General features: G+C 44.5%; 12 protein-coding genes and 1 pseudogene. 6 read left to right on the top strand and 7 right to left on the bottom strand.

The annotated features are described in order from the left end of the window. The 3 genes and pseudogenes from VM802_RS19695 to VM802_RS19685 all read right to left on the bottom strand — a co-directional run. Positions 1-464, bottom strand: a pseudogene (locus tag VM802_RS19695) (ribonuclease E/G); the annotation flags it as partial. A gap of 454 nt (positions 465-918) precedes the next feature. Further along, complete coding sequence (locus VM802_RS19690) at positions 919-1,761, bottom strand: tetratricopeptide repeat protein (protein WP_325533709.1); 843 nt, start codon at positions 1,759-1,761, stop codon at positions 919-921. Between the two features lie 23 nt (positions 1,762-1,784). Beyond that, entirely contained in the window at positions 1,785-2,072 is a 288-nt protein-coding gene (locus VM802_RS19685; protein ID WP_073084475.1) for an HU family DNA-binding protein, read from the bottom strand. Positions 2,073-2,291: 219 nt separating this feature from the next. On the opposite strand from VM802_RS19685, the gene mutY reads away from it, so the two are divergent. From mutY to VM802_RS19655, 6 genes are all read left to right on the top strand, one after another. Further along, complete coding sequence (mutY, locus tag VM802_RS19680) at positions 2,292-3,365, top strand: A/G-specific adenine glycosylase (RefSeq protein ID WP_325533699.1); 1,074 nt, start codon at positions 2,292-2,294, stop codon at positions 3,363-3,365. A gap of 198 nt (positions 3,366-3,563) precedes the next feature. Beyond that, positions 3,564-4,025 carry a single-stranded DNA-binding protein gene (locus VM802_RS19675; RefSeq protein ID WP_325533697.1) on the top strand — a complete coding sequence of 154 codons (462 nt, stop codon included), beginning with the start codon at positions 3,564-3,566 and terminating at the stop codon, positions 4,023-4,025. Between the two features lie 131 nt (positions 4,026-4,156). Next, positions 4,157-5,503, top strand: coding sequence for a gliding motility-associated protein GldE (gene gldE / locus VM802_RS19670; protein ID WP_325533695.1), 1,347 nt, complete (start codon positions 4,157-4,159; stop codon positions 5,501-5,503). Positions 5,504-5,533: 30 nt separating this feature from the next. Beyond that, positions 5,534-6,136: a gliding motility lipoprotein GldD gene (gldD, locus tag VM802_RS19665; protein WP_325533693.1), complete on the top strand. Its 603-nt coding sequence runs from the start codon at positions 5,534-5,536 to the stop codon at positions 6,134-6,136. A gap of 72 nt (positions 6,137-6,208) precedes the next feature. After that, positions 6,209-6,778, top strand: a complete 570-nt coding sequence (locus VM802_RS19660; RefSeq protein WP_325533691.1) for a DUF3109 family protein — start codon at positions 6,209-6,211, stop codon at positions 6,776-6,778. 178 nt (positions 6,779-6,956) lie between these two features. After that, positions 6,957-8,333 carry a LutB/LldF family L-lactate oxidation iron-sulfur protein gene (locus VM802_RS19655; protein ID WP_325533689.1) on the top strand — a complete coding sequence of 459 codons (1,377 nt, stop codon included), beginning with the start codon at positions 6,957-6,959 and terminating at the stop codon, positions 8,331-8,333. Between the two features lie 3 nt (positions 8,334-8,336). Here VM802_RS19655 and VM802_RS19650 read toward each other — a convergent pair whose 3' ends face one another. The 4 genes from VM802_RS19650 to VM802_RS19635 form a co-directional block, all read right to left on the bottom strand. After that, positions 8,337-9,398, bottom strand: a complete 1,062-nt coding sequence (locus VM802_RS19650) for an energy transducer TonB (RefSeq protein ID WP_325533687.1) — start codon at positions 9,396-9,398, stop codon at positions 8,337-8,339. Beyond that, positions 9,391-9,969, bottom strand: coding sequence for an RNA polymerase sigma factor (locus tag VM802_RS19645; protein WP_325533685.1), 579 nt, complete (start codon positions 9,967-9,969; stop codon positions 9,391-9,393). The genes VM802_RS19650 and VM802_RS19645 overlap by 8 nt, the downstream gene beginning before the upstream one ends. Before the next feature lie 141 nt (positions 9,970-10,110). Further along, positions 10,111-11,625, bottom strand: a complete 1,515-nt coding sequence (purH, locus tag VM802_RS19640) for a bifunctional phosphoribosylaminoimidazolecarboxamide formyltransferase/IMP cyclohydrolase (RefSeq protein ID WP_325533683.1) — start codon at positions 11,623-11,625, stop codon at positions 10,111-10,113. An 11-nt stretch (positions 11,626-11,636) separates the two neighbouring features. After that, positions 11,637-13,733 (bottom strand): ComEC/Rec2 family competence protein, encoded by a 2,097-nt coding sequence (locus tag VM802_RS19635; protein WP_325533681.1) that lies wholly within the window; start codon positions 13,731-13,733, stop codon positions 11,637-11,639. Positions 13,734-13,921: the final 188 nt, after the last annotated feature.

Genomic DNA, 13,921 nt, shown 5'->3' with positions numbered 1-13,921 from the left:
AAGGGCGTTAACACAATAAATCTTCCGGGAAGAGAAATCTCGCAGCTCAGGCGTGGGCCTTTAGAGGAAATGGGTTCTTTCAGAATCTGTACAAGTATGTTGGGTTTGCCGCCCAGCACATCAGTGATTTTACCTGTCTTTACTATTTCCGGCTCATTTTTAAATTTAGTGAAATCAAACCCTTCAGGTGATTTATCATTGATGGCGGTTTGTGTAAATTTAAGAATGGAACGGATATATGGGCTGAGATCCGTGTAATGCAGGAAGGCGTCTTTTTCGAAGCCCACGTCCACAAATGCAGCATTCAAGCCGGGAATCAGCTTCTTCACTTTGCCCAGATACAAATCGCCTACTGCGAAATTAGGGTTGCCACTTTCGTGGTGCAGTTCCACTAATTTTTTATCTTCCAGTAACGCAATTTCCACTCCTGTGGGAGCCGCATTTATAATAAGTTCCTTATTCAAGCGTCCAAAATTTTAACCTTTAATACTTCACCTTTATGCTATGCACACAGCTATATAAGAACAGCTTACTGCATACCAAACAATAGCTCACTATAAAGTTAGCATATTCTTCACCTATGTGATGATGGATTGCTTAAGGGTTCAGCGATCACTGCAGGCAGTATCCGGAGAATTTAATTGCGGGATCTATGGAAACAACCTGCATGATTCAAGCAATTTAAGAATTATGCTGGAATCATGCAGGATATATGAAAAATTTTTTATCCGACCACCGCGCCGGGGGTATACCTGGTTAGTATAAATGGCGGGAAACTGGAGTAATTTATTTCTTACCTTTTTTATGCCTGTTCTTTCTCAGTCTTTTTTTACGCTTATGAGTGGCAATTTTATGTCTTTTTCTTTTCTTACCGCAAGGCATACGCTTATACGTTTTTAAATGATTGAAAAATAGATATTATTGAATGCTTTTAATATAGCTGTCAACTTCCTTCTTCAGCTCCGGATCTTTCATGAACTGCTTGCTTTTTTCAAACAGTTCAACCGCTTTTTGTTTGTCGCCCTTGCTTCTATATGATTCAGCGAGCACAAACAACACTTTGGCGTTGTCCGGATGTTTCTTCAGCACTCCTTCCAGTCTCTCAATAGCCTTATCATATTGCCCTGATGTAATAGCCAGGTTGGCTAATGTAACCTGGGCGTCTATGTTATCAGGATTGGCAGCTACTACTTCCCTCAATTTAGCCACACCTGTCATCGGCTCTCCAGTGTTCATATACACCATTGCCTGTGATATTTTCAGTGTGTCGTTAGACGGATTTAGCTTTATAGCCTGATCAAACAAGGCTACAGCCTGGTTGGCTTCCCATTTTGCAATACGCGGATCTTCGGAATGCTGCAAGTGAGCCAAAAATAAATTGGCTGCAAAGGTGAGGCTTTTTTCGGAATTTTCCAACTTAGCGGCTTCGCCAAGATAATAAGCTGCCACAGGAAGCTGATTCAGGCTATCCCAAGTGGAATACAATTGTTTGTAAGCGGCAATTTGCTGGGTTTTCACATCACCACGAACCACATTGGTTTCAATGGTATTAATCTGCAAAAGTTTTTCAGCAGGAATTTTTGCTTTGGATGTTTCCAGCAGCTCGGAAAAGGCAATAGGCTCGACTCCCTGACCGCCCTGCATAGGAGCGGCAGTCGACATAGCTTGCTTATCTGACCGCGGCACTGTACGGCCAAAGGCATATAATACCACCAATAATGCTACAGCAGCACCAACTAAGAGAACTTGTGATCTTCGCATGCCTAAAATATTAGGCTGCAAAATTAAGAACTTTTAAGCTTCTTTACTTCAGCAACAAATTCTTTCGATGGTTTGAACGCCGGAATAAAATGCTCCGGAATCTCCACAGCTACGTTCTTCTTGATGTTACGGCCAATCTTGGCGGCGCGTTTCTTGGTGATAAAACTGCCAAACCCACGGATGTAAATGTGTTCACCGTTGGCCAGAGCTTCTTTCACCTCTTTAAACATGGCCTCCAGTGTGACTAAAACATCTACTTTGGGGATGCCGGTTTTTTCAGCAATGTTGTTTATTAAATCAGCTTTTCTCATATGAAAGCGAGAGGATTACTTTACTCTCAAAGTTAATTTAAAAATTTTAATTGCTGAATTTTAAGCAAATAAATTTTATTATTTTTTCTTATAACTGTATTAGTTATAATTATATTTATTTGCATACCCGGAAATGGGTAACTGGTGTACCTTATAGGGTTTTTGGGACAGCTTTTACCATATCAATTTACTAAACAATTTTATTAAAATAATATATAAATGACCTCTTCCCTACTTTTTTTTTCTGAAAAACTGTTGGAATGGAATCAGGAAGTAAATACCCGTACCATGCCCTGGAAAGGAGAAAAAGATCCTTATCGTATCTGGCTGTCTGAGATCATACTCCAGCAAACCCGCGTGGAACAAGGCTGGCCGTATTATGAAAAATTTATTTCCCACTACCCGGACGTAAAAAAACTGGCCGCTGCTCCCGAGGAAGAGGTATTTCGTCTCTGGCAGGGCCTCGGCTACTACGCCCGCTGCAAAAACATGCTGGCCGCTGCAAGGGAAATTGCCAGCAACCACCAAGGAAAATTTCCGGAAACATACGAAGGCATCAAAGCCCTGAAAGGTATTGGTCCCTACACAGCCGCTGCCATCGCATCATTCGCTTTCAACCTCCCCTATGCCGTACTGGACGGCAATGTGTATCGCGTCCTCTCCCGTTTCTTTGGCATTGAAACACCGATCGACAGTACCGCAGGTAAAAAACAATTCGGAGAACTTGCCCAGAAACTACTGCCGGCCCAGCATGCTGCTGCCTACAACCAGAGCATCATGGATTTGGGCGCGGTGGTATGCAAACCGCAACAGCCACGCTGCACCGAATGTCCACTCAACCGGAAATGCATAGCCCGCCAGCAGCAACTCGTTAATGTACTTCCGGTAAAATCCAAAAAACTACAGATCAAAACACGGTACTTTAATTACTTGCTCGTAGAACACGGCAATAACATCTATATACGCAAACGCACTGCCAGCGACATCTGGCAAAACCTTCATGAGTTTATCCTCATTGAAACCCCCACTCCTGTTGATTTCTCAGCCCTGCAGGAAACAAACAGCTTCAGAGAACTATTTGCTCAACATACTTTTTCATTTGTCGCCGCAACCGCCCCCTCCAAGCAACAGCTGACTCATCAAACCATCCACAGCCAATTCATCACCCTTTCCGTAAAAAAGCCACTGGCCACCAGCGAATACATAGCAGTGCCTCGCAAAGAGCTGAATAATTACGCATTTCCCAAAACAATCACCTCCTTCCTTCACAATAAAAAATTGCAACTTTTCTGATCCACAGGCACATAACATAATTTTCATATACGTTACGTATTCAGCTACCTTTATCTTATAATCCAGTCGGGCAAAGCGATTTAATCAGTTCTCCACAAGAATTTTTTCACTTCGATTGGAAAAAAATATTAACTTTAAGAAGGTTGTTTATTTATAAAAGAAGAACTCTTTAACAATAGACTAAAAAAACCTACAACTATGAGAGGTGTTAATAAAGTAATCCTGATAGGCAATTTAGGCAGAGACCCGGATGTACAGTTTTTGGAAGGAAATATAGCGGTGGCTAAATTCTCCCTTGCTACAACAGAAACATTCAAAGACAGGGCCGGAAAGCTCATTTCACAAACAGAATGGCATACGGTTGTGCTCTGGCGCGGCCTTGCAGAACTGGCACAAAAATATCTGCACAAAGGCAGCCTGGTGTATATTGAAGGTCGCTTGCGCACCCGCAGCTGGGAAGACAAGGAAGGAAACAAAAAATTTGCAACCGAAGTTGTAGGCGACAACCTCGTTATGCTGGACAAACGAATGGACCTCAATAACACTGATCACCCCATACCTCACCACAGCAGCACAGGTTCCAGCACTGGAGAAAGTTTCCCGAACAATCTGGAAATTCCCCCTTCATTGAACGAACCTGCAGATGATCTGCCATTCTAATTGATTAAAATATTAAAGTTTATAGTACGTAATCCCATATAGGGACATTACTTATATTTGCGTGCGGGAATGCAAATTCACGTAATTATAATTCCCAGTATTTTTGATTGATTACATCAAAGCTTTATATCTTGGAGATCCTCTCGGCAAGCAATGTATCATGGCTGTTGCAGGCTAGTGTACCCATTGCAGCACCCAACATGGTGATATTCCTGCTTATTATCTTTGTTTTGCTACTGCTTACCTTCATTGTTTCCGGGGCAGAAGTAGCGTTCTTTTCCCTGAACTACAAAGATCTGAATGTACTTAAAACCCGGCAGAACGCCTCAGGAAAACTGATCACCAAACTGCTGGAAAAGCCCAAGTCACTCCTGGCATCCCTGCAGATAGCAGGCATTCTGATGATGATCGCATTCATCATGCTCACCAATTACCTCGTTACACAGATGGAGGATCTCCAGACGTTACCCGTGGTATCTTTCGTGGTGCGCATTGCGCTCATATGCCTGATCTTGCTGTTTTTTGGGCAGATACTCCCACGCGTATGGGCCGCCCAAAACAATATCCGCTTCGCCACCTACTTCGCTTGGCTCGTAAGTCTTATCCATGCTACCCTGGAGCCGGTAAGCGATTTCTTCGTAAGCATCAGCAGCAGCATAGAAGCCCGATTCTTCCACCGCGGCCAGCATGGCCCCGTGAACTACCAGGAAATTGACGAAGCCATAGAAATGAGTGTTGACCCCGCCGCTTCACAGGAAGAAAAAAATATCCTGAAAGGTATTCTCAAATTCGGTAACATCACCGTTAAGCAGATCATGCGCGGCCGTCTCGATGTAAATGGTATAGAATACGAAAGCTCATTCCCGGAACTAATCAACCGCGTAGCTGACCTCCACTATTCCAGACTGCCTGTATATAAAAGTAATCTTGATAATATCGTCGGCGTCGTACATACCAAAGATCTCCTTCAACACCTTGATAAAGGCAATGCATTCGACTGGCATGAAGTAATGCGCCAGCCCTTCTTCGTACACGGCCATAAACTGATCGAAGACCTGCTGTCTGAATTCCAGAACAGGCGTATGCACTTCGCCGTTGTGGTGGATGAATTTGGCGGTACTTCCGGTATCGTTACCCTGGAAGATATTATGGAAGAAGTAATAGGCGATATCAAGGATGAATTTGATGAAGAAGAATTCAACTATAGCAAACTGGACAACTTCACCTACGTATTTGAAGGTAAAACCATGCTGAACGATGTTTGCCGTATAATGAACATCTCTCCTGACACCTTCGAGGTCGTTAGAGGCGAAAGCGACTCACTCGGTGGGCTCATCCTGGAACTGGCCGGAAAATTTCCTGAAGAAAACAGCGTTATCAATTACAGTAATTACGATTTCACTGTACTGGAAGTAACCAAAATGCGTATCCAGAAAGTACAGGTATCCATCAGGCCCGATGCTGCTGAACAGGCATAAAAGCCCGCACATTTTAAATGTAATTGTACAATGCCATACTTAAACAGAAAGGCTATAGCTGTCTTCTCCCTCCTGATTTTTTTCCTCGCCGCCTGTGAAAATACTTATACGCCAAAACCAAGAGGCTACTTCCTGGTCAAATTCCCGGAAAAAAAATACCGCACCTTCGATATGCCAGGGTACCCCTACACATTTGAGTATCCGGTATATGCCAATATTGTCAAAGACACATCCTTTTTCGGCGAAAAACCCGAGAACCCTTACTGGATCAACATCGACTTTCCCTCCCTCAACGGCAAGATCTACCTGAGCTATAAAATTGTTGGTAAGGATAAAAATGATTTTCAAAAGCTGGTGGATGATGCTTTCAAAATGACCTATAAACACACTTATAAGGCGGAATATATCGACGAAAACAAAATCCGGACACAACACCACGTGTCAGGTACTTTTTACGAAGTTGGCGGTAATGCGGCCTCCTCTAAACAGTTCTTTGCCACAGACTCCACACAACATTTTCTCCGGGGCGCACTATATTTCTACTCCTCGCCCAAAGCCGATTCTCTTGCACCGTCCATTGAATTCCTCGAAAAAGATATGTGGCACCTCGTAGAAACCCTACGATGGAGATAACACGCTAATCCCGTAACTTTGCCGTCAGGAATACGGCCTTGCCGGTGTTGGCAGGCAAAAGATCTAACCGGGATGATTATCATTGATGATAAATATATAAGTGACGAAGTTATTGAGGAGCAGTTCGTATGTAATCTGTCGGCCTGCAAAGGTGCCTGCTGTGTAGCCGGCGATTGTGGGGCCCCGCTCGACAAAACCGAAGTCAAAACTCTCAAAAAAATATATCCGCAGATAAAATCATACCTCCGGGCGGAAGGTATCGAAGAAATCGAGAAAACCGGTACCAACACAACAGATGACGAATACGGCTACGTAACGCCCATTGTTAACAAAGGTATCTGTGCTTATGCATCTATTGATGAACATGGTATTGTAGGTTGTGGTATAGAGAAAGCCTATAATGATGGCGTTATCGATTTCAAAAAACCCATCTCCTGTCACCTCTATCCCATCAGGATCAAGAAATACGAAACGTTTGAAGCAGTGAACTACGACCGTTGGGATGTGTGCAAACCTGCCTGTAAAAATGGGAAAACATTACAGGTTCCCGTGTATCGTTTCCTAAAAGACGCACTGATCAGAAAATACGGCACGGAATTTTATGAAGTGCTGGATAAAATCGCCAGAAAACAATACAGGTAATCTGAACTATTTTCTGATTTATTTATTAGTTATTTGAATGTCGGGATATCAGCATGTCGCTGTACATGTTACCTGCCGCATTTAAATCCCTTTATAACGACGAAAAATAAATTCAGAAAAGGCTTCTTTTCAATAGCAACTTTGAATAGTATCTTTAATCAGGAATTATTGCTTGCTTATGCATCAAACAGCCTCCACTTTCCTGGAAGAAAGTGAAAAAAAAGCATCAGATCTTGGTCATCGCCAGACTATAAATTTTAATATCGGAAGATATAATTCAGCTGTAAAGGCCGGTAAACAACAGTTTACAGACCTTCCGGTTGCACGCGAAAGGGCCAAGAACATCAAGTGGAGAGCCATTGAGCACTTGGATAACCACCTCGAGGAATTTGAGATGAATTTTATGAAACGTGGTGGTAAAGTAATCTGGGCAGAAACGGCTGAACAGGTACAACAGGAGATCCTGGCCATTTGTAAGGCCAAACAGTGCAAGAGCATTGTGAAAAGTAAGTCCATGGCCACGGAAGAAGTACATTTGAATTCATTCCTGGCCGGGAATGATATCGAGTGCGTAGAAACGGACCTTGGCGAATATATACAACAACTGGACGGCGAACCGCCTTATCATATAGTAACACCTGCCATGCATAAAAGCAAGGAAGATGTAGCGCGCCTTTTTGCAGAAAAACTGGGCACCAAACCAGGTCTGACACCGGAACAACTTACACTGATAGCCCGTGAAAAGCTCCGGAAAAAGTTCCTGGATGCAGAAATAGGCATTACAGGAGCCAATTTCATTATAGCCGATACCGGTTCCGTTGCCATCAGTGAAAACGAAGGCAACGCACGTCTCAGCACTTCATTTCCCAAAACACATATTGTACTGGTGGGCATCGAAAAGGTGATCCCCTCTGTCGCAGATCTGGCGCTGTTCTGGCCGTTATTGGCCACATATGGCACCGGTCAGCAGGTCACTGTATACAACTCCATTATCAGCGGCCCCCGGCAGGAAGGCGAAATAGACGGGCCTGAAGAAATGTATGTAATCCTGATGGATAATGGCCGTACCAATATCCTACAGGATACGACTGCCAGGGAAAGCCTTTACTGCATCCGTTGCGGATCCTGCCTGAATGCATGCCCTGTATATAAAAACATTGGTGGCCACACCTATGCTACCACTTATAGTGGTCCCATTGGCTCAGTAATCACACCACATCTGAAAGGGATGGATTCGTATATCCATCTGAGCTTCGCATCATCCTTATGTGGCAACTGTACGGAAGTGTGCCCGGTCCGTATTAACCTGCACGAACTGCTACTGCACAACCGCCAAAAGGCTGTGGAAGAAAATCACACGTCAGGCGGAGAAAAATTTGCCTGGTTCCTCTGGAAACAAGGCTGCAATAGCCGAAAAATGATGAACATGGCCAGCGGGAAAATGAAAAACTTCCTGTTCCGTAAATTCTTCGCAAAGAGCTGGGGCGAAAACCGCGAGTTGCCTGTATTTGCTGCTAAATCCTTTAATCAGCAATGGAAAGATCGGAGAAAATAATAGTTAATCTTCCTTCACTTTAAATAATACGTCCACTTCCACCCTGGCCGGCTTACCGTCAAGCGCCGGTTTCCAGGCAGGACCTTCTTTTATTACACGTATTGCTTCTGCGTCACAGGCAGCATTTAGTCCGTTTATGACCTTAAATTCCTGTAAGGAGCTGTCAGGCATAACAGTAAATGCTATGCGCACATCGCCGTTAAAACGGTTATCAGGATTAACTGTATGTGTATTAAGGTAAGTATAGAAAGCCCTGAAACCGCCTACCGGCGCAGCGAGCAACGAACTATCCGGACGTCGCTCAGCAACAGCCACCCTCACCTTTTGTTGATGAACAGCAGTATAGCTCTGTACTTTAGGGGCGGCAGCATCTTTTGCCAGTACTTCGTTCCGCTGAACAGGAGCAAAGCCGGCAATACCTTTCTCGTTGTCAGCATTCACCGCATCAGCACTCACAGCTACAGATGCAGACTCTTCTGCCTGTGGAGGAGGCACAGACTTTCTGAGCATCTTCTTATCCAGCGGCTGATCATTAACAGGGGCAGACAATGTTGCTGGAAGTGGTGCAGGTGCGGGTTTCACGTCAGCCGGAACAACCACTTTCTTCTCAGGTAATGATTGCGCAATCTGCGGTTTATCCGACTTAGTATTGGCCTCTCTTAATGCCGGCTGAACTACAGAATCAGCATTGCTCGTGGATGAGGGAGGAGCCGGAGCTATACCTGCAATCGGCGGAGCACTACGTTGCTCACGCAGAAGGAACCAACCGCCAACACTCATCAGCAACAATATAGCCGCTGCTGCTACCAAACGGGGATACAATGTTCGCACCTTTGCCTTACGGGGAGCAACCCTGTCTGCAAGCAGTACCGTAAGCTCTTCCTGTATGTCACGCTGATCTGGCGCATGCAGGGCGTATCCCTCCAGAGCTTCCGCCAGAAACGGATCATCCAGCGCCCGGCGTTCCAGGGCATGCATGGCTTTATCGTCCAGTTCCCCTGCGAGATACTGTCGAATAAGTTCGGCGCTTACTGGTGTTTTCTTATGTGCGTCCTTGTCAGGCATGTTGTTGTTGCTCCATACATATTTTAAGGTTCCGCTTTCCGTTCTGGATATAGCTTTTCACCTTATTCATTTCAAAACCGGTTATCACACTTACCTCCCTGTAGCTCTTTTCCTGCAGGTAAAATAGGCCTATGCTGCGTTTTTGCTCTTCCGGTAAGGTTTCCAGGCACTTTTCCATAGATTGGAGGTTATCCTCCAAAGTGATTCCATTGTCATGATGCCCCATTTCTCCGTTTTCCATAACAGGGTATTCATCCACAGACACCCGTAATGATTCTTTATTTTTCATCGCCCGGATCTTCATCAGGCAGTGATTGCGCGACAAGACATGCAGCCAGCTTTTGAAATTCTGGACCTCGTGCTGTTTCAGCTTCCCTATCAGTTCCTCAAAGATTTGCATAACAGCATCCTTGCTGGCCTCTTCATCAAAATATTTCAGGCATACCCCATACACCAGGTTCATATAGCGCTGATACAGGGCTGCCAATACCTCCAGTTGACCAGTAGCTTTATATTCCCTGATCAACTCGGCATCTTCCGCATCCTGCTTGATATTCTGATGAATAAACAAAATAGGTGACGGCCTTTTAGTGGCCAGCTTTAATGATAAACAATATATATGGGCAATACTATCATTTTTTTCTGAATATTTAAATAAAGAAGCACCGGCTGTTCGCCAGTGCTTCTTTTATAATCAGATATATGCTTTTACTTAGTGTCTGAAGTGCCTCATTCCTGTCATCACCATCGCCATATTATGTTGTTTGCAAAACTCAATGGAGTCATTGTCGCGAACAGAGCCACCAGGCTGAATAATAGCGGCAATACCCTGTTCATGCGCAATGCGAACACAGTCATCAAATGGGAAGAAGGCATCTGAAGCCATCACAGCACCTTTCAGTTCAAAATTAAACTGGGTAGCCTTTTCAATGGCATGGCGCAGGGCATCAATACGGGAGGTCTGTCCACAGCCTTTACCAATCAATTGCCTGTCTTTAACCAGTGCAATCGCATTTGACTTCAGGTGTTTGCAAACAATATTGGCAAACTCCAGATCAGACTTCTCAGCCGCTGAGGCAGGATGAGCGCCCACGTCACTCCATTCCTTGTAATTGCCATTGTCACTATCCTGCAGCAATACGCCATTCAGCACATTCTTGAACATATATTTGCTCTTAATCAACTGCTTCAGTTCCAGCAGGATACGATTCTTCTTCGTCTGAAGCACAGTCAGCGCTTCTGGATCAAAACCAGGAGCAATCAGTATTTCAAAGAATATCTCATTGATAGCTTCTGCTGTGACTTTATCAATCACTTTGTTGCAGACCAACACACCACCAAAAGCACTTTCCTTGTCACCAGCCAGCGCTGCATCCCAGGCTTCCTTTAAAGTCGGGCGGGAAGCAATGCCGCATACGTTCGTGTGCTTGATCACTGCAAATGTCGTTTCAGTAAACTCCTGAATCAGCTGGCAGGCAGCGTCCACATCCACCAGGTTATTGAAGGACAACTCCTTTCCATGCAGTTTATTGAATATCTCACTCAGGTTACCGTAGAAAACGCCACGCTGATGAGGGTTTTCGCCATAGCGGTTTACCAATCCTTCCGGAATGGATACCTGGAAGGTAGCGCCAGGCTCATTGTTCAGGAAATACTGGGAAATAGCTACGTCGTAATGTGCACATACTTCAAACGCTTTAGAAGCAAAGCCTCTGCGCTCTTCCAAAGAGGTAGCACCGCTGTTTTCAGTAAGTACCTTTTCGAGATCAGCATACTGATCTTTCGAAGCCACAATCACCACATCCTTGTAGTTCTTGCCCGCCGCGCGGATCAGGGAAACGCCACCTATATCGATCTTTTCAATGATAGCCTGCTCTTCAGTGGTATTCTTCACCGTCTCTTCAAACGGATACAGATCCACGATCACCAGGTCAATCTCCGGGATCTCATATTGTTTCAGTTGTTCCAGATCCCGTGGGTTTTCGCGACGCGCAAGTATACCACCAAACACTTTAGGGTGCAAGGTCTTAACACGTCCTCCCAGGATGGAAGGATAAGCAGTAAGATCCTCCACTGCCACACAGGCCACACCCAAGTCTTCAATAAATTTTTGTGTACCACCGGTAGAATAGATGGTCACACCTTGTTCACCCAATTTTTTAACGATGTTCTCCAGGTTATCTTTATAGAAAACGGAGATCAGTGCTGATTTAATATGCTTTTGCATGAAGGAAAACATTAGAAATTAATAACATAGGCTCCCTGGTCTGGAACCGAAAAGCAGCGCAAAGTTAACACGTAACAATCATTTTTCCATTTCCTGATCTTTCCTGGAGAATTGGAAGCCGCCAGAATAACAGTGTTGAATCTGTAAAAATCCACCAGCTGCCTCATTTCCAGCCTGGGGTTGTGGGTAATCAACAAATAATCGGTGCTGAATTTTTCCTGCGGCGGTGAAGCCGGTAATGCACTATCTATAATCACAATCCGCTTACTACCAAACTGAATATAGTGGCCATATTTTGCAAAAGAGGCCACCACAGAAGCTTTCACGCCTAAAGAAGAACGGCTGACCTGCAACTGCTTCCCAGCTGGCTGTAGCCATACACTATCATCTCCGGCAAAGCACACCCTGCCTCCCGAAACAAAATCAATTGCCGTATAGGCGGTAATGTTATATACAACTATCTGTTGCTGAAAAAGCCTATTAGTCAGCTTTATACCTTGCAATACTATCATGCACATACAACTGCCCATTACCAGCCAAATTCCCGGTTTCCAGCGGATGATTACCCATATCGCCACCCCTCCTATCAGCAGGTACATACAAACGGTTTGCAATATATTCGGATAAAGGTGCTGTATCAGGGCTCCTGGTAGTTTGCCCAGCCACTCCACACATATATTCATCAATCTGATGAGCCATCGCAATCCCCACCCGAGCCAGCCAGCCAGCTGCCCGAACGGAGATAACAACAACAGCATTATCTCCCCGTAAATGATTACAGTAGACAATGGAACGGCAATGAGATTGGCCAGCAGAAAGTAATTGGGGAACTGATGAAAATAGTAAAGGCTCACAGGAAGTGTCAGCAGCTGAGCAGCAAGGGATACGGATATTAACTGCCACAAAGTATCCTGCCATTTACTATTAAAATCCAGCCACGCATAAAGCGGCTTGTAAAACAACAATATGCTAAGCACCGCCAGGTATGATAGCTGGAATCCTGCGTCCACGGCCAGATAAGGGCTGCTGCACAGCAATACAAAAGCAGATGCTGCCAATGTGTTGAAAATACTACTGTGTCGCCTGAGCACAAGTTCTCCCAGTGTAATACAGGTAAACATAACCGCCGAACGTAGTACAGAAGCAGATGCGCCTGTGAGCAACGTAAATCCCCATAGTACAATCAATACCAACACGGCTTTTAGTGCATCTGTATACTTTCCCGATGGCAACCATTTTAACAGCCATAACAATGTACCATATAACAGTGCTAGATGCATACCGGAGATAGCGATGATATGTACTATGCCCGTGTTGCTGTAAAGCTGTACCAGCTCCTGATCAAGATCCCGCCGGTAACCTATCAATAAAGCCTCTGCCATTCCCGCTTCTGGTCCGTTGCCTATATACTTCCGGATACTGCTGATGCAGTAATTTCTTGCGCTGAAAATAAAGGATTGGAATATACCAGCCTCATTACCTGGAAGCAGGCCATAAGAGCCGGTTTTCAGATACAATTGATGATAAATGCCACGGTAGGCACAATACTGCCGATAATCAAAACCGCCTGGGTTGCCACTGTTTTTAATAAGCTCCGGCTTTCCGGACACCATCAATATATCACCATAAGCATAACGGCTGACTATCGAATCTTTACTGAAAGACAGTAGCAATATACCTCTTGCAGGTGTTACTTCGTGTCCTTTGTACACACCCTTTACTACCGCAGTTGTTTTATACGACCTTGACGTTTCCTCTAATGGCGCATTGATGCGCAAAATAAGCAGGGAGCTGTCGCTACTCAGATTGGCGAAATAATCCCTCTGGTGGCGGATATCGGTCATATACAGCAGTATAGCTCCACCGCAAAAAACACAGGTGTTCCAACACAGACCAGCAGCATATTGCCCCGAAAATCTTACTGACAAAGGCAGTACGCGAAAAAGCAACAATACACTCATGGCTAGTGTCAGCAACACCATCCACCAGGCCAAAGACAAGGAAAGATATAGTTGTACCGTGATCCCCACCAGTAACGGGGCAATCAGTCGCAGAAAGGGCATGCGTTTCCAGAACGCAGTAACAAACAAGGATGATTCAAATAACATAAGGGTTAACTTTTAGTATTCCTAAGTTAATGATTACCCGGGACATCAAGCAACATACATGTAAACAACTATAATATTTAAATTTTATAATACGAATATATGATAACTGGATAAAGTACCATCAAAACGAACTGAGGCAGATGAAAGCGTTAACAAATCAATCCATTCAATTAATTAAAAATCATCTT

The organism is Chitinophaga sp., assembly GCF_035538455.1.
GTDB lineage: Bacteria > Bacteroidota > Bacteroidia > Chitinophagales > Chitinophagaceae > Chitinophaga.
This window is presented reverse-complemented; position numbering and strand designations above follow the sequence as displayed.

Excerpts from the sequence above, each read along its gene's own strand:
- mutY (WP_325533699.1), top strand. The coding sequence starts at position 2,292 with ATGACCTCTTCCCTACTTTTTTTTTCTGAAAAACTGTTGGAATGGAAT.
- VM802_RS19685 (WP_073084475.1), bottom strand. The coding sequence starts at position 2,072 with ATGAGAAAAGCTGATTTAATAAACAACATTGCTGAAAAAACCGGCATC.
- VM802_RS19660 (WP_325533691.1), top strand. The coding sequence starts at position 6,209 with ATGATTATCATTGATGATAAATATATAAGTGACGAAGTTATTGAGGAG.
- VM802_RS19650 (WP_325533687.1), bottom strand. The coding sequence starts at position 9,398 with ATGCCTGACAAGGACGCACATAAGAAAACACCAGTAAGCGCCGAACTT.
- VM802_RS19690 (WP_325533709.1), bottom strand. The coding sequence starts at position 1,761 with ATGCGAAGATCACAAGTTCTCTTAGTTGGTGCTGCTGTAGCATTATTG.
- purH (WP_325533683.1), bottom strand. The coding sequence starts at position 11,625 with ATGCAAAAGCATATTAAATCAGCACTGATCTCCGTTTTCTATAAAGAT.
- VM802_RS19675 (WP_325533697.1), top strand. The coding sequence starts at position 3,564 with ATGAGAGGTGTTAATAAAGTAATCCTGATAGGCAATTTAGGCAGAGAC.
- gldD (WP_325533693.1), top strand. The coding sequence starts at position 5,534 with ATGCCATACTTAAACAGAAAGGCTATAGCTGTCTTCTCCCTCCTGATT.
- VM802_RS19635 (WP_325533681.1), bottom strand. The coding sequence starts at position 13,733 with ATGTTATTTGAATCATCCTTGTTTGTTACTGCGTTCTGGAAACGCATG.
- VM802_RS19655 (WP_325533689.1), top strand. The coding sequence starts at position 6,957 with ATGCATCAAACAGCCTCCACTTTCCTGGAAGAAAGTGAAAAAAAAGCA.